Origin of the sequence: Ureibacillus galli, from assembly GCF_014836845.1 — a bacterium.
GTDB classification, from domain to species: domain Bacteria; phylum Bacillota; class Bacilli; order Bacillales_A; family Planococcaceae; genus Ureibacillus; species Ureibacillus galli.
In genome coordinates, this window is sequence record NZ_JACSQA010000013.1 from 21367 (window position 1) to 46830 (window position 25464).

The following is a 25464-nucleotide window of genomic DNA, read 5'->3' on the forward strand; positions in this document are numbered from 1 at the left end:
TTTAAGTTAATGAAAATTAAACAAATTGAAATTTTTGCAGTAAATTTACCTTTAATTAAACCGTTTATTATTAGTTACGCTACTTATCCTCATATCCAATCAATTATCGTAAAAATGACGACCGAGTGTGGTCTTGTAGGTTGGGGAGAGTGTGTTCCAGATGAACATATTACGGGGGAAACTCCCGAGTCTACTTATGCCATGTTGAAAAATACATTGGCTCCATCTATGATTGGACAAAATCCAATGGAATTTGAAAGAATCCACGAATTGATGGATAAAAAAGTACACAAAGCACCAGCTGCTAAAGCGGCCATCGATATTGCGTGCTTTGATGTTGTAGGAAAAAAAATAGGGGTTCCTGTTTATCAATTGTTAGGTGGACGCTATCATGAAAAGTTCCCAGTAACCCATGTATTAAGCATTGATGATTCAGAAAAAATGGCGGATGAAGCCGAGGAAAAGGTGAAAGAAGGTTATCAGTCATTTAAAATGAAAGTTGGCGTGGACGTTGCTGGTGATGTAAAGCGAATTAAAGCGGTTCGTAAACGCGTCGGAGAAGAAATCGCGATTCGCGTAGATGTGAACCAAGGTTGGGTAAATAGCGCCAATACCCTTCAAGCAATACGTCATTTAGAGTCGTTAGGAATTGATTGGTTAGAGCAACCTGTTTTACAGGACGACATCGATGCTATGGTTGAAATAAAAGCAAAATCTACCGTGCCTGTTATGATCGATGAAGGAATTCGCGATATGAATGACATGCGAGAAATTATTGCGAAGCGGGCAGCCGATAAAATTAATATTAAGTTAATGAAGTGCGGAGGTATCTATCCTGCAATGAAACTTGCCAATATGGCGGAGATGGCAGGGATAGAATGTCAAATTGGGTCAATGGTTGAATCTTCGATTGGCTCAGCAGCGGGATTCCATGTAGCCTTCTCAAAAAAAATTATAAAAAGTGTGGAGTTAACGGGTCCTGTTAAATTCTCTCAAGATTTAGGCGATTTAAAAGAAAGCTATATCATTCCATTTATCCAATTAAACGAACGTCCTGGTTTAGGTGTAGAGGTGAATGAAGCAGTACTTGCTCAACTTACCCAACATTCGGATAAAGTAGGTGAGTAGGGTGAATACAATTTATGAAGGCATATTGGACGAACAGTCTTACTATGTAAAAATACTAAATAAAAGCGATTTACCAAAAGTACTTGCTTTGCAAGAGGTTGTTTATGAAGCGTTACCTAATAAAGACATTTTACAACCATTATCTGAAGAGGAATTTTTAGTAATGCTAAAAGGTGATGGGTTACTCATCGGTACATTCGTTGGGGAGAAATTAATCGCATTTCGTGGAGTAGTAGCTCCGAAAATTGATGAAGAACATTTAGGATATGATATTGGACTAGTAAAAGAGTCCGATTTAAAACGTGTTCTTTATCAAGAAATATCCAATGTCCACCCAGATTACCGTGGGTATGGATTACAAAAAACATTAGCGAAAGTGATTATGAGACAAATTGATATGAATCAATATGATTATTTAGCAGCGACCGTTATGCCCTATAATATAGCAAGTTTAAAAGATAAATTTGCTCAAGGTTTTTATATTGTTTCTTTAAAATATATTTATGGTGGGAAATTGCGTTATGTTTTTGCGTTAGACTTACGTGAGGAACCAAACTATGAAGATGAACCGGTAACGATCTCGATGGGTGATGTAGAAAGTCAACAAAGGTTATTACAGGAAGGTTTTATAGGTGTTGAGATGAAACCTTTAGGGAATGATTGGGTAGTTATATATAAGAAGAAAAGATAGTAAAGGACAAGGGTCAATTTATATATAGAAAAGCGCATGTATGCTGAGAGGAACAGCACGCATGCGCTTTTTAATCGTTATTTCATTGGGCAAAACTCGCAACGTAATAAGCCAGGAACATCCTTTGAAAAACAACAGCTTTTTCGTAAAGGTCTATTTACTAATTGGGCCGGATTTTTCCCCTCTGTATATTGATAAAACCAAGATTTTGTTGAAAAACGTTGCCATACTTTTGTATCCTCTAAAATTTCTAGATCCTCAAAGGCACGATCAGCAAGTAACGGATTTTCTAGTAGTTCATAATAATTCCACAACATGTATCCAAAAATATTCTCCCATAAAGTTAACGGGGAAATCGAAGTCGTTTTCCGTAATTGCTGAATGACTTCATGGCATTGGTATAATAATTTTCCAATGACATATTCTCGCTCATCTTCCTCCACATATCGGAAATCATTAGGGGTGATGAAAGTTCCGAGCGTATTGACACCATACTCATTTATAAGGCTATATCGAATATCTTCCCTTTTTCCATCCCATATTTCATCATACATCGCTAGCATGTGAAATTGGGTAGCAATGAACATTCCAAATCGTCTTCCAAAGTGCGAAATGGCAGCAGCTTCCGTACTTGCTTGGGTAATGCCCATCATTAAATTTCTAAAATCGGTTAAATAAAAATCTCTATGTAAATTTTCTAATGTAAATAATGGCCGTTCAGGATCTTCGGTAAAAATACTAAAAGAGTTCAAAACACGTATTTGTTCATACGTAAGGGCAGGCATTTCTTTCACCTTCTTTTTACATTAACTATAACATTTTCATCACTGCTGATGAAATTATAAGTATGTTGAGAAACCCTTAGTAAGTAGATGGAACAGTAAAGCGCCTTTTTTCGTCTATTAAAGAAATCCAAGGAAATTATTTTCCTTAGTTATTTTAATATACTGACGAATTCCGTTAGGAAAAGGCTAATTATTGGGGATTGTTATAACAATTTTAAAAAAAATTGGTAAAAATGTTGACATTTTAATTGAAAATGATTATCATTATCGTATAAACAAAAACTTATTACTTAACTGTAATAAGCTTTTCTCCAGTAAACTATTCTAACGTTCTCCCCCCTAATTAGAACGTTGGGACAATTTATAAGGTCGGCTTCAACTTTGAAGCTCGGCCTCTTTTTCTTTTATTGTCGATTTTTTGGCAACGAGCATTGTGTGATAGCTATGTAGTAACATTCCGACGATAATAACGATGATTCCTATTAATGCAATTGGGGCTGGTAAAGGAATTCCTAATAAAAGCATTTCCCCCATAATAGCAAATAGAACTTCAGTTGATTGGGTTGCTTCAACAGCAGCTAATTTCCCTTGATCCTCTCGAGAACGGTCCGTTGCAATAAAGAACAAAGTTGTTGCGATTACTCCGGAACTAATTCCGACTATCAAAGATTGAAAAACTTGATTTCCAGAAGGGAGCCCGACCGTCATTAGGGCATAGATTGCAAGAAGAATCCATATCGGTAAAGAGGCAATGGTCATACCGAGAACACGTTGATACGTATCGAGTCGTCCTCCGCATACTTCCATCATCTTTCGATTCCCTAAAGGATAAGCAAAAGCAGCAATTACGACCGGTAAAATACCGAGTAAAAAGGTTTTAAATGATAAAGTTTGTGCTTGAGGTATTTGAATTAAGAATATCCCTATTAAAATTACAAAAGAAATAACTAAAGATAGAATCGGTATTCTTTGGCGTACACTCACTCCATCTATAATTGTAATAAATAGGGGAGCTAATAAAACACCCGCCACAATTGTAAATTGCCATGTTCCAGAAACGAGCCAGCCAGGTCCGAAGGAAGCCGCATAAGTAAGGGGGGCGTAAAATAATCCAAATCCTACGAAACTCCAAAGCAACCATTTAGATGGCTGAGACTTCATTTCTGATGTAAGTGGTTTCCATCCTTTTCGTGAAAGTACGATAACTAAAAGGAAGGGAAGCATGAAGAAGTAACGCAATGAAGAACTCCAAAGCCAGCTACCACCTTCTAATTCCATTGAGTGGTTTAAGACAAACGTAACGGCGAAGAATAGCGCAGCTAGTATGCCTAAAGCAATTTCTTTCAATTGAAAAACCTACTTCCTATTCAAGATTTGGTGAAGTATGTAAACTGAATTTTCCAACTATTATACGGATAAAAATACGAAGTAAGATACAAAATCTTACTTCGTCATACATATTATTTTCCTTGCGCTTCATATAGTCGGATAATTTCCAAAATCACTCTTGTTGCCTTTTCCATTGTTTCTGCGGATACAAATTCAAATTTACCATGCATATTCTCTCCACCTGCAAAGATGTTTGGAGTTGGGAGACCCATAAAGGATAATTGAGAACCATCTGTACCACCACGAACAGGTTCAATAATTGGTTCGATATTTAAATTTTCCATTGCTTTATAAGCGATGTCAACGATTTCTTTAACAGGCTCTATTTTTTCACGCATGTTATAGTATTGATCTTCAATTTCAACAGTGATAGCATCTTCGCCGTACTTGTTTTTTACCATTTGTTCAACTTCTAGGAAATGAGCCTTTTTCGCTTCGAACTTTTCACGGTCGTGATCACGAATAATATAAGAAAGTTTCGCTTCTTCAATATGACCGTTGAAGCTCATTAAATGAATAAAACCTTCATAGCCTTCTGTTTTTTCAGGAACGCTGTCTTTTGGCATAGAATTTTGGAATTGAATGGCTAATGTAATCGCATTTACCATTTTATTTTTTGCTGATCCTGGATGGACACTAGTGCCACGAGTTGTTACTTTAACGCCAGCCGCATTAAAGCTTTCATATTGAAGTTCGCCTAGAGGGCCACCATCCATTGTATAAGCATAATCTGCACCAAAGGCTTTTACATCAAATTTATGGGGTCCACGGCCGATTTCTTCATCAGGTGTAAAAGCAACACGTATTTTGCCGTGCTTAATTTCAGGATGTTGTACTAAGTACTCCATGGCTGTCATAATTTCAACAATACCAGCTTTGTCATCTGCTCCTAGAAGGGTCGTACCATCCGTTGTAATCAATGTTTGACCGACATAGTTTTTTAAATTTGGGAAGTAACTAGGAGACATTGTAAGTTCATCATTTAATCGAATATCTCCACCATCATAATTATCGATACGTTGAGGATTTACGTTTGTGCCTGAAAAATCGGGTGACGTATCAACGTGTGCCAAAAAACCGATTGTTGGAATGTCTTTGTCCGTATTAGCTGGTAAAGTGGCAAATAAATAACCGTTTTCGTCTAATGTGATTTCTGTTAGTCCGATTTCCGCTAGTTCATCTTTTAATAAATTCAATAAATCAAATTGTTTTTCTGTAGACGGTGTTGTAGCGCTTTCTGGATCTGATTGTGTATCAATTTTAGCGTAGCGAATTAAGCGTTCAATGACTGTTTCTTTCATGGATAAATCCCCCTCATTGTTTAGTGCTTCTATTGTATCACTTTGCTTCGAATTGCGGAATAATTTGGAATACTTAAAGCCATTAATAATTGTGCACTATAGTAAGTTAGCATAATTAGCTGATGGGAAAAATCTACGTTTATAACAAACTTGTTAATAGCCAAAATAGAATCAGAAATAATAAATAATACCGCTCCAGCTACAGCATATTTAGAGCCTGCTCTAAAGGATGTCCACCCCATCGTTAAAATGACGAACATATAAATTGCTACTGCGCACGCTAAAATTAGCTCATTCTTCTGAACTAAAGTTCCGCCAATCCAAATCAACATAACCACCCCATATACGATAAGGACGACTTTTGCCCATAAAGGAGTAGCCACTTCTTTCGTTGTAAGGAAAGCTCGAATATAAAAAACATGACCAATTAAAAAACTAATAAGACCAATAATAAACCATTGCAACGTATAATCCCCAATAGCACAAAAAATAAGGGCAATAACTATGAATGTTTTATAAGGGATGATATTTTCCCCTTTCAATAAGTACGCCAATCCAATGACTAAAACCATTGGTATTAATTTAAAAACCATTATAAAAGAGTCGCTAATGGTTTCTAATAAAAAGACGTAATAGAACCCGAAAACAACAAATAAACCGATGAACCAGTTATGTAATGCGATATAGATCACTCCCTTTTTAATTATTTATGAAACTATTTACAAGGCTATTCCGTAAAGGAGATATATAAGAAAGGGTGATTCTATTGACACAGACTCTCATTTTGGCGTTAATAGCTGCTTTGATTGCAACGATTCTCATTGTCCCGCTTTCCAAAAAGATTTATAAAGGACAATTAACGACTCAGCAATTAGTTAAAACGTTAATCAGTGTATTAATTGCAAGTTTTATAATCTGTTTAGCGATATTGTATATAACGAAAATTGATTTACACTGGACTATCTTTGTCTATATACTACCAATTTTAGCGTTAATAGGAAGTGTTTTATCGACTGGAGTTGAACAAACCTTTAAAGGATTTGTTTTTTTAGGAAGTTTAATCTTATTAGGCTATTTATTATCTGCTCCTCTTTGGAATGCAAATGAAAAATATGAATCTGCGAAAATGGAAGAACAGGTTGAAATTGAACCGTTCGATGAAACACAAACTCCTGCAAGTGTACCGCCAAAGTTTGCAGAAAATAAGATGAAAAAAGCCTTTGGGCAAGTTCCAAATACAAGTTACTACCAATTAGGAAATTTACAAATTCAAAAAGTAAACGGTGAATATGTCTATATTGCACCAGTTGAATTCTCTGGTTTTTTCAAATGGTATAACGGCAAAACAACACCAGGTTATTTCACGATGAGCGCAACGGATTCAACAGATAATCCGAAGTTTGTAAAATCGGAAATGACTTATGTACCATCTGCCTTTTTAAATCATAATTTAGAACGTCATATGCGCCTTGAAAATCCAACTTTAATTTTTTATGGAGAACCCCAACTGGAAGTGGATGATGATGGGAAACCATTCTATATTCGTTCCTATGGTGAGTTCGTCTCTGGCCGAAATGGATTTGATGTAAAGGGAATTGTCATGGTTGATGCAGAAACAGGGGATTCAGAAGTATTATCATTAGATGAAGTACCTGAATTCATCGATGGCGCAGTGTCTCCTGAATCGGTCAGTCTTCAAAATAGTTATTTTGGTAAATACATTCATGGTTTTTGGAATAGCGTCTTTGGTAAAAAGGACGTGAAAATACCTTCTGATGAAGGAACAGAAGCAAATGTAAGCCCAGTTTTCAATGAAAATGGAGAAATGTATTATTTCACTGACTTTACAAGCCCGAAAGAAGGGGTAGATTCGATGTTAGGTTATTCATTAACGAATGCCCGTACAGGTGAGTCTACTTACTTTACAGGTAATTTGGAAGAATCGTACATGGATTCCCAAGGGGCTTTAGATATTATTGAGAAAAAGTTTATTGAAAAAGAGTGGCAAGGTGAAATGCCAATCTTATATAACTTTTATGGTGAAGCAAGTTGGTTAGCACCGGTATTAGACTCGAATGGATTTTTACAAAACTACTTTATCGTATCAGCAGCGAATCCTGAAATTTCCGCATATGGTACGACACCGAATGATGCATTGAAGCAATATAAAAATGCCCTTAATCGTGGTGGAGGTACGGTAGATGGAACGTCTAATTCCGAAGAAGCGACAATATCTGGGCAAGTAGTTCGTGTTTATAAAGAACGTATCGGCGATTATACAGTCGTTTCGTTCTTACTAAATTCTGGCCAAAACTTTACAGTTAGTACGCAAAATGTTCCTTTAGTTATCTATTTACAAGAAGGGGATAAAGTTGCGATTACTTATTATGCAACGGGTGAATTATTCCTTCCTGTAAAAGAAATGGTCATTGAAGGAATCGCTGCACCATAGTCTTAACTTGACAGATTCCTTTTAATCTGTCAGGTTTTTTTATTCAAGATAGGGTAATAAAAAAGGGCCGACAGTGAACTGTCAGCCCTTTTGAAATAGGTTATGATTATTTCCAATTGAATCCTTTTGAAGCTAAAAATTCTTTAATGAACGGTCTTCTTTGTTCAACTAAGAAATCAGCCATTTGTTTTGTCCAGTTAGACATTTTTTGATTAGAGCTACGGCTTCCATAATAGTTTTCCATTGTTGTGTCGTACTCATCAAGTAACGTATCGTATTTTTCTACGTTATAATCATTTTCATGTAAAACTGCTTCAACCGGAAGACGTGGTTTTGTTTCGTTACGCTTCGTAGGTGTCCCAATCGTCATTGCAAACAATGGGAAAACAAATTCCGGTAAATTGAATAATTCACTAATTTCTTTTGGATTGTTTCTAGCACCACCAATATAACAAATGCCATAACCTGCATCTTCAGCAGCAATGACAAAGTTTTGGGCAAAAATGCCAACATCGGCTACACCGACTAATACGTTTTCAGCACTGTCTGCAATAATGTCGACTCCATGTTTTTGTCCAGCAACTTGTAGGCGTTTAAAATCTACGCAGAATAAAAATGCTGCCCCTGCCGTTTTAAATTGAAAATCATTTTTCGAAAGTTCGCCCAGCTTTTGTTTCTTGTCTGCATCTGTCACCCAGATGACGCTATATGCTTGTACAAAATGTGAGCTCGCGGCCATTTGTGCAGTTTGAATTAAGTCGATTACAGTCTCTTTCGGTATTTGTTCACCTGTATATTTTCGAACAGATGAGTGACTACGTAATAAATCTTTTGCTGACATTTCCTTTTCCTCCCCTTCCAATGTGTACTTCCTCATAAAAATAGCCTAAAGAGAAAATACTCTTTAGGGCTATATTAGTATATTTTGACATGATTTACAAAAGGGGAACCTTCGCTTATAAAGGTTCCTTTGTATTACTTTAGCTTTTCTTAAAGGCGGATGTAATTTTTGGTTCTGATCCTATGCGTAATCGCTTAACATTTTCCACATGGAGAGTTACGGCGATAAGGAATAGGGTTAGTGCTATTAAAAATGGCCAAATGGTCGGTTCAATTAATAGCGCAGTTACACCAAAAAAGATGTATAGAACAAATACACCTATAATTAAGTAGTTTGTAAGTAGGGAAGCAACTACAAGGGCAAGGACAGCGATTAAACCGAATTTCCAATCGAGTCCGATGAAAATACCGATAAGGGATGCTGTCCCTTTCCCACCTCGAAACTTCATATGAACTGGGAAGTTGTGACCGAGTATAACAGCAGCTCCGATTGTATAAAGTAAAATCGAAATTTGGTCACTCGAAAAATTTGTAAAATTTGATAGTATGACTCGAAGCAAAATGATTGCCAAGACGCCTTTTCCGATATCTATTAAAGCAACAAGAACTCCATATTTCCATCCTAGAGATAAAGTTGCGTTTGATGCTCCTGCATTGCCATGGCCAACTTCTTTTAAGTTCACACCCGATAAAAGTTTAGCCACGTTGGATCCGTGTAAACATCCAATTAAATAACCAAATATAAGGACAATAATGATGGGATATAACAAAAACAAAAGGCTCCTTTCAAATAAAAGATATATTTATAGTATACTCTATGATTCTATAAGAAGTTTCGAAAAATTAAAAAAGATTATTGACAAGTAAATCACTATGATTTATAGTAAATTCAACGATGGAACATGAATCAAATACCTTTATCCAGAGAGGCGGAGGGACTAGGCCCTACGATGCCCAGCAACCAGCGTGAATACGCAAAGGTGCTAATTCCTACAGATTTTGATTAGATCTGAAAGATAAGGGGAGGAAAAATTGCAGCTTGCAGCCCTCTTCTTTTGAAGAGGGCTTTTTGTTTTTCCAAAAGGTCCTCCTCATACTAAGATCGTCCATCGATACTATATTAGGAGGAAGAAACATGTCACAACAACGTCCGGAAACCCAATTGCTTCATGGTGGTCAAAAACCAGACCCTGTTACAGGAGCAATCGCAGTACCAATTTATCGAACTACGGCCTATGCTTTTGAAAATACGGAGCATGCCCGCCAATTGTTCGCACTAGAACAACCAGGCAACATTTATTCACGTATTATGAATCCTACAGTGGATGTTTTTGAGCAACGTGTTGCTCTACTTGAAGGGGGAACTGCAGCTGTTGCTTTATCATCCGGTGCTGCTGCCATTGCCTTTTCGATTTTAAACATAGCAGGTACAGGAGATGAAATCGTTTCAGCTGGTTCATTATACGGTGGCACGTACAATTTATTCGCCAATACTTTACCACGTTATGGAATTACAACAACTTTTGTTGACGAAAGAGACCCAGAAAATTTTGAGGCTGCTATTACAGATAAAACAAAGGCCATTTATGCAGAAACAGTTGGGAACCCTAGTTTAAACATTTTAGATATTGAGAGAATAGCGGAAATTGCTCATGCGCATGGTCTTCCGTTAATCATTGATAACACATTCCCATCCCCATACGGATGTAACCCAATTGAGTTTGGCGCGGATGTTGTTGTCCATTCAGCGACAAAATGGATTGGTGGTCATGGAACGACAATCGGAGGCGTTGTTGTTGATGCTGGTAAATTCGATTGGACACAAGGTCGATTCCCAGGATTCACAGAGCCAGATGAGTCTTACCATGGTTTACGTTATGGAATTGACACGGCTACGGCTGCATTTGCCACAAAGCTTCGTGTTCAATTATTACGTGACTTTGGTCCAACATTAAGTGCTGACAGTGCATTTAACTTCCTACAAGGTTTAGAAACGCTTCATTTGCGTTATACCAAACATGGAGAAAATGCATTAAAAGTTGCAGAATATCTTGAAAACCACTCATTCGTGGAGTATGTAAACTACCCTGGTAAAGAAAACTTCCCATCGCATTCATTAGCGAAGAAATATTTGAAAAACGGCTACGGATCAATGCTTACATTTGGCATTAAAGATGGACGAGAAGTAGGAAGTAAAGTGATTGATCATGTTCAACTCTTCTCCCATGTAGCAAACGTGGGGGATGCAAAATCATTAATTATTCACCCGGCTTCAACTACTCACCAACAATTGTCACCTGAAGAGTTGAAAGTTGCCGGCGTTTCAGAGGAGCTCATTCGCTTATCAGTCGGTTTAGAAGCTGTTGAAGATATTATTGCAGATTTAGATCAAGCTTTAACAAAAGCAGTTGAAGGTGTAACAGAAACAAACACCGCGTTTTAAAAGTTACAGTGAAAACGACAATTCGCATTCATTAGTGAAAGTCGTTTTCACTATTCATGTCATGCATTACGTTTGATTTTTAAAACCAAGTAACTTTATTTGTTTTATTGACATTGAGTGAATTACTTATTATACTTGGTTTAATAAGAATCGTTACAAGTTATTCCTTATGTTTTCACAACGTGAATCGTAATTTTCGATAAAAGGAGTGTTGTTAAATGGGAAATATTTATAGTGCTCAAAATGTTGCAGCTTATTTTATATATGAACTAAATGAACGAAAACAATTTGTTAATGCCGATGTATTGCAGTTTTTATTGGCAGAAGTAGAGTCAGTTTGGAATGAGCGATTCGGACATAGTGCATTTTCAGAGGAGAAGGCGAATTTTACTGAAAAACCATATATAATAAATGAAGTTTATAATACGTATAAAGAGTTTGGCCAACTACATTTAGATTTGCCTGCAAAAGAATGGTATTTAGAATACGGTCAATTTCAACTTGTATACCGTACAATTGGTGTACCGCCTCTTACAGCTGAAGAAAAGTTACTTATGAATCTCGTTATAAATAAGTATTATAAAAGCATTTTGAAAAAAGTATCTTAATCAATTCCCATTTAACAATAAAAAGTCAGCACATTTGTGCTGGCTTTTTTTATTAGGGGAAAACTAGGTGATAAGTAATTTTTTGATACTAATTGGAATTTTCCGATAATTGTCCAACTATTTACATTAATAGTAGATATAAAGTATCCTTTTATTATAATAAAAAAGTTCTATATTGATAGTATATTTGTACTGTTTGTGGGACGTTTAGTAAAGGATATGAGAACTAATGAAAAAAAGAAAAGGACATATTAAAGGTTTTACTGTTAAGAAACGTTTATTATTAGCCTTTGCGTTTATATTATTTGTTCCAAGTGTTTCCATTGGGATATTGTCTTAAGTGCATTGAGTAGTACTGCTCAAAGGGAAGCTGACTTACTTAATACATTAATTTCAAAGGAAATTCAACCGATTGTTGATCAAGCGGAATATTATAGTAATTTATTTACAATAGATTGGACAGAAGAAGAAATTCTACAAGAATTAAAACAGTATAATACGGTGGAACCGTCCATTGAATCGGTAGCAGTTGCACAACAAGGAAGAGAATTTATGCGTGAACCGTTTTTTGATTTTGATGACGATTTCGATCCATTTTCTCGTCCGTGGTATTTAGCTGCGGTGGATAAACCGGATCGTCCAGTAATTATTGATCCATATATTTCATCTTCTAGCGGAGCATTAATGATGTCTGTTTCTGCTACATTAAAAGATGGTTCAGGTGTAATTTCTATAGATATTAACTTAGGGGCGATTACAGAATTAATTAGCTCAGTACATATCGGTGATACAGGTTTTGCTTCCTTAATGGATGCAAAACAAAATTATTTAGCAGATCCAACGATTGAAAATGGAACTAAGGCGAGTGAACAATTTGTTAAAAAAATGTCCGGTACGAGTGGAAGTTTCACATTAAATGATAACGGTACATTAAAAACAATTTTTTATGAACAAAATCCATTAACAGGCTGGTATGTCGTCGGTACATTAATGATGGATGATATAGCTAAATCTACTCATGATATTTTAATCTTAAATATTATTGTATTAGTTGTAGCGATTATTGTTGGATTGGCAATTGGACTTCCAATTATTCGCTCCATTTTAACACCACTTCGATTATTAGGGGAAGCGGCTGAGAAAATTGGAGAAGGTGATTTACGCAATAAAATTCACATTAAAAATAAAGATGAATTTGGTGTTTTAGCTGCAGTCTTTAACAAGATGGTCGATTCATTACAATCGGTCATTCAAAAAGTGAGTGAGCAATCTAGTACGCTAGCAGCTTCTTCGGAAGAGTTGACGGCAAGTACGGAAGAAAATCAAAGAGCAACAGGGCAAATTGTCGAATCAATCCAGCAGTTTGCAAGTGGAGCTGAACAGCAATCCGTAGCAGTATCCGATAGTACTGAAGCAATTGTAGAAATGAAGCACAATATTCAAATGATTTCTACAAAGGCCGATAATGCCAATACTAAGGCGAAGCATGCATTAAATGAAGTAGAAGTTGGCGACGAAACGATAAATAAAGCAATTCAACAAATGCAAGTTATTAATGAAACGGTTCATACGATTGGGGCATCCGTAGAAAATTTAGGAAAACGTTCCGATGAAATAGGCCAAATTGTAGAAACAATTAATCAAATTGCCGATCAAACAAACTTATTAGCACTTAATGCTGCTATTGAGGCAGCTCGGGCAGGGGAAGCAGGAAAAGGGTTTGCTGTTGTTGCAGATGAAGTACGGAAATTAGCTGAACAATCAGCGAATGCAACGAATCAAATCGCGGATATTATTAATCAAATCCAAAAGGAAACGAATGAAGCAGTAAAAACAATGGCAACTGGTACAGAAGAAGTTGTAAAAGGAATTTCTGTGATGAATGAAGCTGGAGAGAAATTTAACACGATTCGTGATAATGTTGGAGAAGTAACGCATGAGATTGAAGAAGTTACGACAGCTACACATCGTATGTCCAATCAATCTAAACTTGTAGCAGCTTCTACAACAACCGTTCAAAACTTAACGAATGAAAATTTAGCTGGTGTACAAAATATCTCTGCTTCAACAGAAGAACAATTGGCGTCCATGCAAGAAATTTCTGCATCTGCCGATGAATTATCGATTATGGCGGAAGACTTACAAAAAGTCATTCAACAATTTAAATATTAATGGATTAAAACCTGTAACGATCTTGTTGCAGGTTTTTTTCATGCTAGCGGTAAAATTCTCATTAATAAAAAAGAAAAACAATTTTATAAGTGAAAACTATTTGAAAGTATTAAAGGTATTTAGAGTAAATGCAATGCAAGAAAGAGAAAGGGTGTGAAAAATGAAGGAAGCGGAAATTGTACATCAGTTTCAAAAGGGTGATGCTAGTGCCTTTCGAAGTATATATGATCTTTATTTTGATTATGCGATTCGAGCGGCAACAATTGTGATGAATAATAATCATTTTTATGCGAAGGATGCTGTACAAGAAACATTTATACGAGTGTACAAAAATATTCATTTATACGATTCCTCTAAACCTTTTAAACCATGGTTCTATAAAATTCTTTTGAATGAGTGCAATCGGATTTTAAAACGAAACGCCAATGTCATTAGCATAGGAGATCGGGTTGGAATAATGAATCAAGACAATCGTGTAAAGGATGAAATGAATCGTTATGTTGAATATGAAAATTTATATGATGCTATTCAGAAGTTGGAATACCATAATCGAATACCAATCATTTTGAAATATTTGAATGGATTTAAAGAACAAGAAATTGCTGAAATTATGAACGAAAATTTAAACACGATCAAATCACGATTATTAAAAGGTAAACAAAAACTTAAACGCTTCCTTAACTCGGAAAAGGGGGGGATGTAAATGGACGATAAAAAAATGGAACGGAATCTATATGAAACGTTAAAAGGACATACAGATGACGTAGTAAATGAAAAAGAAGAAATTTGGAAGTATATCGAATCCCAAATAAGTTTACAAGAAAACAACATTGTGCGTGCAACGAAGAATAAAGGGGAGAGAGAAGTGAAACAACGAGAGAAAAAATCAACAGGACGTTTAGTTGTTTTAGTTGCTACGGCAGCGATAGTAGCTTTCGTCTTTGGCATTTTCACAACAAATACAGGTCAGGCATTTGTGGAACAACTAAAACAATATTTCGAGCCAAAAAAAGAAGTGATAACTGAAATTGAAGGAGATCAGGAACAAAGTGAAGTCATTCTACAAGATAGGGTTGATTATATTATTTATATAGATGAAGAAAGGTATCAACTTATCCAAGAGCAAGACGTCGATAAAATTGTTCCGAAAGTACCGCTAGAAGATAAATATCCGGAAGTATCTATGACCATTTCTCAAATTGTAGACAAAACGCCAGAACAGCTAGTAAATGAATATGTAGAGCAACTTGGAACTTCCTTTGAAACGGTTAAAGAAATAGAAACAGTAACAGAACCGGTTAGTGGATTTTTAGTATCAGCCATTGACGGTAACGAATGGAATAGTAAAGTGAATAAAGTATATATAATATCAAATGGGCGGGAAGGAAGCTTTGTATTTGATTTAAAATATTTCCTCGAAGCTTCAGAGGGGCATGGGGCAAGATTTTATCATATGTTAGAAGAGTTCCAAATTGTCGAAGAATAATAAAACTATGTTATAATAATAAATAGGTATCTCTAATGAAAGAGATACCTATTTATTTATCTTTAGGAAATCCCTATACTTGGAAAATAGTTAAAGGCATATTTTATTATTTGACCTTCTTGGAAAAACAATTGTCCATCTTGGGGAGAATTCTCTTGAGTTCCTTTTCAATATAAGATAAAATTTTCTTATGTTAAATTTTTCGAATTGTTTGTTTTTAACAAAAGTAGAAACATTAGTTTAAAGAGTCAATAGAAAACTATCGAATTGCGTATCTAGGTGATAAGTCGGGGTAATTTTAAAGGATGGATAAGTTTTTTGAACATTTTTTCCGTAACCTTTAAGCTCGAAAAAACGCCAATGATTTAGATGTACAGTGAAGATGGAGGCGAGAATAGAATGGCAACAATAAAGGCTGCCATCTTAGGTTTTGGCACAGTAGGTCAAGGAATATTTCATGTTTTAAATGAAAAACGTGAAGAGCTTCGTGACAAATTAGGATTAGAATTAGAAGTAGCGAAAATATTAGTACGTGATCCATCAAAAGAACGGGTGCCAGGAACAGCCCACCTATTAACTGATAGTATCGACGATGTTCTTTCCGTTAAAGGAATTCAAGTCGTATTTGAAGCGATTGTGAATGAAGAACCTGCATTTACATATTTAAAAAAGGCTGTAGAAAACAAATGTCATGTCATTACGGCCAATAAAGTCATGTTTGCTAAGCGAGGCCTTGAATTGCAAGAATTAGCAAAACAGAACGGTGTATTTGTCGGTTATGAAGCGACAACGGCTGGCGGCGTACCAGTTATTAAAACGATGAAAAATATTTTATTAGTCAATGAAGTATCAAGTATACAAGGAATTTTAAATGGTACGACGAATTTTATTTTAACAAAAATGCGTTCTGAAGGTTTATCCTTTGACGACGCTTTAAGGGAAGCCCAAGCATTAGGCTATGCTGAGGCGGATCCATATAATGATATTTCAGGTCAAGATGCCTTTAAAAAGCTCATGATTTTAAGTTCTTTAGCCTTTGGGGAACAACCGAATTGGGCGGATGTAGAGGTAATCGGAATTGATTGTATTACTTCTAACCAAGTTGCAGAAGCCAGTGAACAAGGACTTCGTTACCGCCATGTTGCAGAAGTAGAAAAATACCCGGATGGTACGATATATGCGAAAGTTGCACCGATGTTAGTAGATAAAGAACATCCTCTCTATCCAATTGATGATGTTTTTAATGCAGTGACGATGGAAACGAACTATATTGGAACGTTGACTTTAATTGGACCAGGTGCAGGAATGTATCCGACGGCGAGCGTCATGGTAGAAGATTATGCCGAAATTATTGGCAAACGCGCAGGTTTTGTCGTATCGATTTAAAAAAACATCTTGGGGCGTTAAAAGAACTCCTCAAGATGTTTTTTTATTAAAAAGGAAACAATCGGATGAACAAAATTATGAAACTACTTTTTAAAGCGTTTTATCGATCAATCTTCATCTTTAATATCTGGATCTTCGGGTATTGGGGTATTACGCCAAATTTCGATTTCTTCTTTAATACGTTCTAATTGCTCATAATAAGTGTCGAACTGGGCGCTGTTTATGAGGAATTGTTCTCCGTCATGCACCGCTTTTATTCGGCCAGCATAGATGTAGCGAAGAACTTGTTCCTCTGGCATCGAGATGTCTTTCGCTGTCTCAGCAACAGTTTTATACATGTATGATGACCTCCTTCTAATCGTATTATATATAATTTTAAAGGAAAGCACTATTTACGGACAGTGTCTAATCATATTCCTAATAAAATCGAAAGAATAGTAAAGTTAAATAAATATGTATCAAAGGGGTGTAAGTTTTGAATGTTTTGCCATACATATTTGTCTTACTAGCTGCAATGCTTTGGGGGACGGTAGGGACAACTCAAACGTTCCTCGAAAATGGGGTATCTTCTATTGCGGTTGCGTCTGTACGGTCGGCGATTGGGGGAGGAATTCTGCTCATTATTCTCGTGTTCATGAGAAAAATAAAATTTCGAAACTGGTCGTGGAAATGGACCATACTAGCTGCTCTTACCATTGCATTATTCCAATCGTTATTTTTTACTTCTGTTCGATTTACTGGTGTTGCCCTTGGAACGGTTGTGACGATTGGTAGTTCGCCAGTATTTTCGGGAATAGTAGAATGGGTGATTTGGAAGAGAAAGCCGAATCGACTTTGGGGCATTGCCACATCCCTGGCAGTAGTAGGATGTATTTTATTATTTGTGAATAGAGGAGAAGCGACCGTACATCCAATCGGTATTTTACTTGCATTATGTGCCGGTCTAATGTTTGCCCTTTATACGAACTGTAGTAAGCAGTTAACAGAACGGGAAGAGACTCTCCCAGCCGTCGCTATGACTTTTACAATTTGTTCTTTAATGTTAGTGCCTTTTTCACAAGACGGTGTCAAATGGGTATTTTCCTCACAAAATTTAATACCGATGCTCTTTATGGGCTTAGCGGCAACGAGTATCGCTTATATTTTATTTTTAGCAGGATTAGAGAAAATAAGCTCTTCCTCTGCCGTAACGTTATCTTTAGCAGAACCTTTAACAGCAGCATTACTCGGTGTCTTCTTAGTAAATGAATATTTAAGTCCGACATCTTGGTTTGGGGTGGTGCTTTTACTAGGAGGTATTGTTGTATTAACAGTTGGAGGGCGGAAATCGAATAGTGGCGCACCTGTAAGTAAAGAGCTTGAGATTACAGAGAGTTAAAAGTGAGAAGTGCATAGCTTAGTAAATATAAAAGAAACCGGTTGTGACAATTTCACAACGGTTTCTTACTTATAATTTGGCATATAGAAAATTAATAAGTTTGTGCTTTGATATCTATACTAAATTATTTTGAATGGCTTTTGGTTGAATAAATTTCACAAATAGTAAACGTACGATTGGTCCCATGACAACGATTTGTAAAGGTAGCGCCATAATGAAGTTTTTACCAAATAAAGTGAAATACTCCGTTATAATTGAGTTGGACGTAAAGCCATTGTGGATATAGGTTGTGACTAATCCGTATATGGACATGAAAAATGCCATCCCGATTACCATACAAGTTGAAATGGCTAGGACAGTATAGATTTTTTTTGATGAATTGGCAGTTAGTCTTAAGGCGATTTTTTTAGCAAAGGGACCTACTAAATATAGATCAAGAATGAAGGCAATAGTAAACCCGATTAGAAAATCCGATATTCCTTCTAAAAACGTAATTTTTCCAAACATGCCATTAAGGTATAAATTATATATGGTCATTACGAGTACCATTCCAAAACACATAATCAACCCAAAATAAAGACTCTCTTTTTTAGTTGTTGGCATAAGTCAACACTCCTTTCTGTTTACTAGTAGTATTATAGTGATTTGAGTTTTCCCTCGTAAGTAAAAAATTAGGTCTATTTTGTGACGCTCAAAAAGTTTTTTTAGAATAAAAGACAACTTCGTAGTTGAAGGAGTTTCAATAGTCAATAAGCTAGGAGTAACTCATTTTTTAGAATGTTTAAATACTCAAGGCATTTTCCCAAGATGTATTCGTTACTCATTCTACAGAGGGAACTTATTGGGACCGCAAAATAAAAGCAGGCTGTACAACAATCCAACTTTTTAAATTTTCTAAAACTTATTTGACATTTTCTTATGAAGCGCTTACAATGAAACTAGTTATTAGACATTAGAACAATTAAAAGATTCTATCGTAACTTTGAAAAATGAAAAGAGTTGTTAATATGGCATTAAGTAAAGATCGCCGTATTGGTAAACACGCTATCTTACTTTTACTTTCTGAGGATTCAAATGAACATTTAGCAATGCTCAAGCAGTTGAATTGGAAGAGTTGTACGGGAAAAGTAGGAGCGATGGATACACATAAGGTAGTTGCTGCAATTGAAACAGCGGCTAAGAAAAATGGAGTTATAAATCCGGACCTTTATCGTGAATCACACGCATTATATCATGCGATTATTGAAGCGTTGAATGGGATAACGAGAGGTCAAGTGCAAATAGGTTCTGTACTAAGAACAGTCGGTTTATCCTTTGCTGTCTTACGTGGAAATCCATATGAAGATGAGCAAGAAGGAGACTGGGTTGCTGTTTCCTTATATGGAACAATTGGAGCACCGGTTAAAGGCTCTGAGCATGAAACAATTGGTTTAGGTATTAATCACATATAAATTGCCCATAGTATTTAGTTAATAGGGGGCTATATCTTGAAATCATTTTTAGTGATTTCTTTGATATAGCCCCCTTTTCTATTGAGCATTTATTTAAATTGAAGGGAGAAAAATTGATGGTTACATTAAATGGTCAAACACTTACTTTTTCAGACGTACGAAAGGTTTTATTCGAAGGAGAAAAAGTTGTTTATTCTGAGGAGAGCATGAGAAAAGTACAGGAAAGCCGAAAAGCAGTTGAGAAAATCGTTTCCGAAGAGCGAATAGTTTACGGTATTACTACTGGGTTTGGAAAATTTAGTGATGTACTGATAGCAAAGGAGGATGTTGAAGCGCTACAACTCAATTTAATTCGTTCCCACGCTTGTGGCGTTGGAGAGCCCTTTCCAGAGATTGTATCACGAGCGATGATTCTCCTTCGTGCAAATGCATTATTAAAAGGCTTTTCTGGTGTACGTCCAGTTGTTATTGAAAGATTACTAGAGTTATTAAATGCGGGGATTCATCCGGTCATTCCCCAACAAGGATCACTAGGTGCTAGTGGAGATTTAGCGCCACTTTCACATTTAGCATTAGTGTTAATTGGTGAAGGAGAAGTCTTTTATAAAGGAGAGCGAACACCTGCCATTCATGCATTAAAGAAAGAAGCGATTCTCCCAATTACTTTAACAGCCAAAGAAGGTTTAGCCCTTATCAATGGTACACAGGCAATGACAGCAATGGGTGTTGTCGCATACTTGGAAGCAGAAAAATTAGCTTACCAAACGGAACTAATTGCATCCATTACTATAGAAGGATTAAGAGGAATAATTGATGCATTTGACGAGGACATTCATTTAGCACGTGGTTATAGAGAGCAAGTAGAGGTTGCCGAGCGTATTCGTGGTTACTTGTCAAATAGTTCTTTAATAACAAAACAGGGTGAACTTCGTGTACAAGATGCCTATTCCATCCGTTGTATTCCACAAGTACATGGGGCTACATGGCAGACATTAAACTATGTGAAAGAAAAATTGGAAATCGAGATGAATGCTGCAACCGATAATCCGTTAATTTTTGATAACGGTGAAAAGGTATTATCTGGTGGTAATTTCCATGGTCAACCGATTGCATTTGCGATGGATTTTTTAGCAATTGCTATAGCAGAACTAGCCAATATATCAGAACGCCGTATAGAACGACTTGTAAATCCACAATTAAATGATTTACCACCGTTTTTAAGTCCTGAACCGGGCTTACAATCAGGGGCAATGATTATGCAATATGTTGCAGCATCACTAGTATCTGAAAATAAAACATTGGCACATCCGGCAAGTGTTGATTCTATCCCTTCTTCAGCGAATCAAGAGGATCATGTAAGTATGGGGACAATCGGAGCACGACATGCATATCAAGTTATTACAAATACACGTCGAGTATTAGCAATTGAAGCTATTTGCGGTTTGCAGGCTGCAGAATTCCGTGGGAAAGATAAGATGGCTTTTGCTACACGTGAATTTTTAGAGAATGCTAGAAAAATCGTTTCATATATTAATGAAGATCGAGTGTTTTCTAAGGATATCGAAGTGATGAATGACTGGTTAAAGAATGGAACCTTTCAATTTAAAAGAAGTGAAGCATTCATATAGGAAACAATTAACTAGCTTGATTGAGTGAAGGCTATAAATTCAATGCAAAGAAAAGTTACCAAGACCACTATTAGGAGGGAATAATATGAAAGAGACATTAAACAACAAAATAATTCGTTTTAGAGGTGAAAAGCTAAATACAAAAGGCTGGCAACAAGAGGCAGTGCTTCGTATGTTAATGAATAATTTAGATTCAGACGTGGCAGAACGACCAGAGGATTTAGTTGTGTATGGTGGAATCGGAAAGGCTGCGCGTAACTGGGAATCTTTTGATGCGATTGTGCAATCACTGAAAGAATTAGAAAATGATGAAACATTACTTGTACAATCTGGTAAACCTGTGGCGATTTTTAAAACGCATACGGATGCACCGCGTGTTCTTCTTGCGAACTCAAACATTGTACCAGCATATGCAAATTGGGAAACATTCCATGAGTTAGATAAAAAAGGCTTAATGATGTATGGTCAAATGACAGCAGGTAGTTGGATATATATTGGATCGCAAGGAATCGTCCAAGGAACGTATGAAACTTTTGCCGAGTTAGCGAAGCAGCATTTCAACAATACACTTAAAGGTACTATTACAGTTACTGCAGGTTTAGGTGGAATGGGTGGTGCACAGCCACTAGCGGTAACAATGAATGGCGGTGTATGTATAGCCATTGAAGTGGATGAAACAAGAATTGACCGCCGAATTGAAACACGCTATACAGATGTAAAAGCGTATAACTTAGATGAAGCGATTCAGTTGGCTGAACAAGCAAAAAAAGAGGGGAAAGCATTATCAATCGGTTTGTTAGGTAACGCTTCAGAAATCCTCCCTGAAATGATTGCGAGAAACTTTATCCCGGATGCATTAACAGATCAAACATCCGCTCATGACCCGCTAAACGGTTATGTTCCATCAGGAATGACGCTAGAGGAAGCGGCTGATTTACGAAGCTCGAACCCAGAAAAATATGTGAAACTATCGAAAGCTTCGATGGCAACCCATGTAAAAGCAATGCTTGAAATGATGGATAAAGGAGCAATCACCTTTGATTACGGTAACAATATTCGTCAAGTTGCGAAAGATGAAGGTGTAGAAAATGCATTTGATTTCCCAGGATTTGTTCCAGCCTATATTCGTCCGCAATTTTGTGAAGGTAAAGGACCATTCCGTTGGGTAGCGTTATCAGGAGATCCGGAAGATATTTATAAAACAGACCAAGCCATTTTACGTGAGTTTAGTGAGAACAAGCATTTATGTAATTGGATTCGTATGGCACAAGAAAAAATACAGTTCCAAGGCCTTCCTTCAAGAATTTGTTGGTTAGGTTATGGTGAACGTGCTCGCTTCGGAAAAATCATTAATGATATGGTTGCAAGTGGTGAACTAAAAGCGCCAGTTGTAATTGGTCGTGACCACTTAGATTCTGGTTCTGTTGCATCACCAAATCGTGAAACTGAAGCGATGAAAGACGGGTCAGATGTTGTGGCAGATTGGCCAATTTTAAATGCAATGCTAAATGCAGTAGGCGGTGCTACTTGGGTTTCCGTACATCACGGTGGTGGTGTAGGAATGGGCTACTCATTACATGCAGGTGTAGTTATTGTTGCAGATGGTACAAAAGAAGCTGAGAGACGTATTGAGCGAGTGTTGACTACAGATCCAGGTATGGGTGTTGTGCGTCATGCTGATGCCGGTTATGATCTTGCAAAGAAAACAGCACGTGAAAATGGAATCAAGATGCCGATGCTTGATAAAGGGGCTGATCAGTAATGACAAAACCTATCTGGATTAAGCATGCAGCTCAATTAGCGACACTTGCTTCAGATGTAAAGGGTCCGCGTACAAAAGAAGGGATGTCTGATCTAGGTGTAATCGAGGACGGTAGCTTGTGGATTGAGGATGGAATTATTCAAGCTGTAGGGACAACAGAAGAACTTGAAAAACGTTATTCCGAAAGGCTTCATGAAGCAGAAATTGTGAATGCGATGAACCATTTAGTCACTCCAGGATTAGTAGACCCCCATACACATGTTGTTTATGGGGGAAGTCGTGAACGTGAATTTGAAATGCGTCTTCAAGGTGCAACTTATATGGATATTATGAATGCTGGAGGGGGCATCCATGCAACAACACGCATGACAAGAGAGGCAACAGAAGATGAACTAATTGAGCAAACAACCCGCCGTCTCGACTCCTTTTTAGCCCATGGCGTAACTACCGTTGAAGGAAAAAGTGGTTACGGGATGAATTTAGAAACAGAGCTTAAACAATTACGAGTAATGAAAAGGCTGCAAGAACAGCATATGATTGATATCGTACCGACTTTTATGGGCGCCCATGCGGTACCACCTGAATATAAGGGACGGGAAGATGAATTTGTCGATTATTTGATTCATAACATGCTGCCTGTTGTAGCTGAGGAAAAACTGGCAGAATTTAATGATGTATTTTGTGAAAAAGGTGTTTATACACCAGAACAATCAGAGCGGATTTTAGAAGCAGGAAAACAGTTTGGGTTAATCCCAAAAATCCATGCAGATGAAATCGAGCCTTATGGAGGAGCAGAGTTAGCTGCAAAAGTAGGTGCTATTTCCGCTGAGCATTTGTTAAAAGCATCAGAAGAAGGTATAAAAGCAATGGCGAAGTCTGGAACAATCGCTTGTCTACTACCTGCGACAGCTTTGTATTTACGAGAAGAGGCAGCGTTAGGAAGAAAAATGATTGACGAGGGAGTGGCAGTGGCCATTTCTACTGACTGTAATCCAGGATCTTCACCAACAACATCAATGCCGCTTGTTATGAATTTAGCTTGCATTTCTATGCGTCTTACTCCTGCCGAAGCGTTAACAGCAGCAACTTATAATGCGGCTTGTGCGATTAATAGGCAAGAACAAGTTGGATCTCTTGAGGTTGGAAAGCAAGCGGATATCGTATTATGGAAAACGAAAAGTTATCAGGAACTTCAATATTTATTTGGTGTAAACCATGTGAAATCTGTATGGAAAAAAGGTGTGAAGGTGGTTTAATATGAGTGAGTATTGGCTTCAAGAACCTGAATGGTCATGGAATCATCCAGTGGAAAATCAACCAACTTATGTACATCACTGGGTTCAGCAGCTTAAAAACATAAAACAAACACCCAATATGATTCTCTACGGTGCACCCATTTCGAGATCTTCCATTAGTGTATCAGGGGCTTCGTTATACCCGTCAGAGTTCCGACGAGCATGGAAAGGATTTGCCACTTATAATTTGGACGAAAATGTGGATTTAACCGATTACCTGATAGCAGATGCTGGAGATGTAGCAATGCATATGACAAACATACCTGTGTCTCATCAACGGATTCAAGATGCAACTACATATTTAGCAAAGCATTATCCAAGCATAACAACGTGTATGATTGGCGGTGATCATTCAACAACGGCATGTGCGGTTCGTGGGATTAAGGAAGCTTTTAATGAAACAATAGGAATCTTGCAGCTTGATACCCACTTAGATGTGAGAGATCCGAAAGAATTAGGACCGGCAAACGGGACACCGATTAGGCAATTAATTGATGGGAATATTGTCAAGGGTGAGAATGTCATCAACATTGGTCTACATGGCTATTATAATGCAAAGCCGTTGATCGAATATGCAAACTTACACAATATTCAAATGGTGACATTAAAGCAAGCGCGGAAGCAAGGGCTTATCAATACAATCCAAGAAGCGCTAGAGAAATTATCAGCGAAAGTGGATCGTATCTACGTAACGGTCGATATGGACGTACTTGATATAGCCGTTGCGCCGGGTGTACCAGCATCCACCCCGGGTGGTATGACATCGATTGAATTGTTTGATAGTTTACTTGAAATTGGAAAGCATCCTGCTGTTAAACATATTGATTTTGTTTGTTTAGATCCGAGCAAGGATTCAATAGTTGCCGAAACGGTTAAGACCGGAGTATATGCATGGTTACAATTTGTTACAGGGCGTGTTTTACAGACGAAATCACTTTAGGCGTATTTTATTGACTACTAATGCAATTTTCCAAAAAATCATTGCTTTATTACCCTGCAATCGGATGCGTTTGTGAGGGAATAAAATGTCTTATCTTATATCTAAAAAATATTACTTTTACCCCGTTTTAAATTAGAACGGGGTTTTTTCTTGTTTAGAATAAAAAGCAAACACTCTTCTATCAAAAATGGTAATTTATGTTAAAATAAATGTATTATTATGGAATTTTGCTTCTTAACCTACGGGAGTTTAGTTCAACAATTTATCTATTGAAACGCATTAATATATCGTAAATAACGTGTGAAAATATGGGATTAAAAAGGGGCTGA

The 25464-nt window shown here is 36.9% G+C and carries 23 protein-coding genes and 1 riboswitch; of the genes, 15 read left to right on the top strand and 8 right to left on the bottom strand.

Translation table 11 applies throughout. From position 1 onward, the window contains the following. Nucleotides 1-9 precede the first annotated feature (9 nt). Nucleotides 10-1128, top strand: a complete 1119-nt coding sequence (locus tag H9636_RS09955; RefSeq protein ID WP_191707458.1) for a mandelate racemase/muconate lactonizing enzyme family protein — start codon at nucleotides 10-12, stop codon at nucleotides 1126-1128. Between the two features lies 1 nt (nucleotide 1129). After that, nucleotides 1130-1819 (top strand): N-acetyltransferase, encoded by a 690-nt coding sequence (locus H9636_RS09960; protein ID WP_191707459.1) that lies wholly within the window; start codon nucleotides 1130-1132, stop codon nucleotides 1817-1819. Nucleotides 1820-1896: 77 nt separating this feature from the next. On the opposite strand, the gene H9636_RS09965 is transcribed toward H9636_RS09960, so the two are convergent. The 4 genes from H9636_RS09965 to H9636_RS09980 form a co-directional block, all read right to left on the bottom strand. After that, nucleotides 1897-2604 carry a Fe-S oxidoreductase gene (locus tag H9636_RS09965; protein WP_191707460.1) on the bottom strand — a complete coding sequence of 236 codons (708 nt, stop codon included), beginning with the start codon at nucleotides 2602-2604 and terminating at the stop codon, nucleotides 1897-1899. Between the two features lie 375 nt (nucleotides 2605-2979). Beyond that, complete coding sequence (locus H9636_RS09970; protein ID WP_191707461.1) at nucleotides 2980-3951, bottom strand: DMT family transporter; 972 nt, start codon at nucleotides 3949-3951, stop codon at nucleotides 2980-2982. Nucleotides 3952-4064: 113 nt separating this feature from the next. After that, complete coding sequence (gene pepT, locus H9636_RS09975; protein ID WP_191707462.1) at nucleotides 4065-5294, bottom strand: peptidase T; 1230 nt, start codon at nucleotides 5292-5294, stop codon at nucleotides 4065-4067. A 29-nt stretch (nucleotides 5295-5323) separates the two neighbouring features. Then, nucleotides 5324-5986 (bottom strand): lysoplasmalogenase, encoded by a 663-nt coding sequence (locus H9636_RS09980; protein ID WP_318241015.1) that lies wholly within the window; start codon nucleotides 5984-5986, stop codon nucleotides 5324-5326. Nucleotides 5987-6060: 74 nt separating this feature from the next. Between H9636_RS09980 and H9636_RS09985 the strand changes: the two genes are divergently transcribed. Next, nucleotides 6061-7746, top strand: coding sequence for a hypothetical protein (locus H9636_RS09985; protein WP_191707463.1), 1686 nt, complete (start codon nucleotides 6061-6063; stop codon nucleotides 7744-7746). A 106-nt stretch (nucleotides 7747-7852) separates the two neighbouring features. Here H9636_RS09985 and nfsA read toward each other — a convergent pair whose 3' ends face one another. Then, the gene (nfsA, locus tag H9636_RS09990) at nucleotides 7853-8587 is read right to left on the bottom strand and encodes an oxygen-insensitive NADPH nitroreductase (protein WP_191707464.1); all 735 of its coding nucleotides are present in this window, start codon (nucleotides 8585-8587) and stop codon (nucleotides 7853-7855) included. Between the two features lie 139 nt (nucleotides 8588-8726). After that, nucleotides 8727-9356, bottom strand: a complete 630-nt coding sequence (locus H9636_RS09995) for a glycerol-3-phosphate acyltransferase (protein ID WP_191707465.1) — start codon at nucleotides 9354-9356, stop codon at nucleotides 8727-8729. Between the two features lie 144 nt (nucleotides 9357-9500). Next, a riboswitch (SAM riboswitch) is annotated at nucleotides 9501-9609 on the top strand. Between the two features lie 112 nt (nucleotides 9610-9721). Between H9636_RS09995 and H9636_RS10000 the strand changes: the two genes are divergently transcribed. The 6 genes from H9636_RS10000 (at nucleotide 9722) to H9636_RS10025 (ending at nucleotide 16681) form a co-directional block, all read left to right on the top strand. Then, complete coding sequence (locus H9636_RS10000) at nucleotides 9722-11029, top strand: O-acetylhomoserine aminocarboxypropyltransferase/cysteine synthase family protein (protein ID WP_191707466.1); 1308 nt, start codon at nucleotides 9722-9724, stop codon at nucleotides 11027-11029. 218 nt (nucleotides 11030-11247) lie between these two features. After that, nucleotides 11248-11637: a hypothetical protein gene (locus H9636_RS10005; protein WP_191707467.1), complete on the top strand. Its 390-nt coding sequence runs from the start codon at nucleotides 11248-11250 to the stop codon at nucleotides 11635-11637. Nucleotides 11638-11982: 345 nt separating this feature from the next. Further along, nucleotides 11983-13809, top strand: coding sequence for a methyl-accepting chemotaxis protein (locus H9636_RS10010; protein WP_191707468.1), 1827 nt, complete (start codon nucleotides 11983-11985; stop codon nucleotides 13807-13809). 160 nt (nucleotides 13810-13969) lie between these two features. Then, entirely contained in the window at nucleotides 13970-14512 is a 543-nt protein-coding gene (locus H9636_RS10015) for an RNA polymerase sigma factor (protein ID WP_191707469.1), read from the top strand. Then, nucleotides 14513-15295 carry a hypothetical protein gene (locus tag H9636_RS10020; protein ID WP_191707470.1) on the top strand — a complete coding sequence of 261 codons (783 nt, stop codon included), beginning with the start codon at nucleotides 14513-14515 and terminating at the stop codon, nucleotides 15293-15295. 399 nt (nucleotides 15296-15694) lie between these two features. Next, nucleotides 15695-16681, top strand: a complete 987-nt coding sequence (locus tag H9636_RS10025; protein ID WP_191707471.1) for a homoserine dehydrogenase — start codon at nucleotides 15695-15697, stop codon at nucleotides 16679-16681. A gap of 107 nt (nucleotides 16682-16788) precedes the next feature. Here the strand turns inward: H9636_RS10025 and H9636_RS10030 are convergent, their stop codons facing one another. Then, entirely contained in the window at nucleotides 16789-17019 is a 231-nt protein-coding gene (locus H9636_RS10030) for a DNA-binding protein (RefSeq protein WP_191707472.1), read from the bottom strand. Nucleotides 17020-17156: 137 nt separating this feature from the next. Between H9636_RS10030 and H9636_RS10035 the strand changes: the two genes are divergently transcribed. Continuing rightward, a complete protein-coding gene (locus tag H9636_RS10035) occupies nucleotides 17157-18059 on the top strand; it encodes a DMT family transporter (protein WP_191707473.1) in 903 nt (300 codons plus the stop codon). Between the two features lie 114 nt (nucleotides 18060-18173). On the opposite strand, the gene H9636_RS10040 is transcribed toward H9636_RS10035, so the two are convergent. Continuing rightward, entirely contained in the window at nucleotides 18174-18662 is a 489-nt protein-coding gene (locus tag H9636_RS10040) for a DUF2798 domain-containing protein (RefSeq protein WP_191707474.1), read from the bottom strand. Between the two features lie 404 nt (nucleotides 18663-19066). On the opposite strand from H9636_RS10040, the gene hutP reads away from it, so the two are divergent. The 5 genes from hutP (at nucleotide 19067) to H9636_RS10065 (ending at nucleotide 25135) form a co-directional block, all read left to right on the top strand. After that, entirely contained in the window at nucleotides 19067-19510 is a 444-nt protein-coding gene (gene hutP / locus H9636_RS10045) for a hut operon transcriptional regulator HutP (protein ID WP_191707475.1), read from the top strand. Between the two features lie 116 nt (nucleotides 19511-19626). Next, the gene (gene hutH / locus H9636_RS10050) at nucleotides 19627-21138 is read left to right on the top strand and encodes a histidine ammonia-lyase (RefSeq protein WP_191707476.1); all 1512 of its coding nucleotides are present in this window, start codon (nucleotides 19627-19629) and stop codon (nucleotides 21136-21138) included. Nucleotides 21139-21223: 85 nt separating this feature from the next. Then, nucleotides 21224-22900 carry a urocanate hydratase gene (gene hutU / locus H9636_RS10055; protein WP_191707477.1) on the top strand — a complete coding sequence of 559 codons (1677 nt, stop codon included), beginning with the start codon at nucleotides 21224-21226 and terminating at the stop codon, nucleotides 22898-22900. Next, the gene (gene hutI, locus H9636_RS10060) at nucleotides 22900-24156 is read left to right on the top strand and encodes an imidazolonepropionase (RefSeq protein ID WP_191707478.1); all 1257 of its coding nucleotides are present in this window, start codon (nucleotides 22900-22902) and stop codon (nucleotides 24154-24156) included. The genes hutU and hutI overlap by 1 nt, the downstream gene beginning before the upstream one ends. 1 nt (nucleotide 24157) lies before the next feature. Beyond that, nucleotides 24158-25135 carry an agmatinase family protein gene (locus tag H9636_RS10065; protein WP_191707479.1) on the top strand — a complete coding sequence of 326 codons (978 nt, stop codon included), beginning with the start codon at nucleotides 24158-24160 and terminating at the stop codon, nucleotides 25133-25135. Nucleotides 25136-25464: the final 329 nt, after the last annotated feature.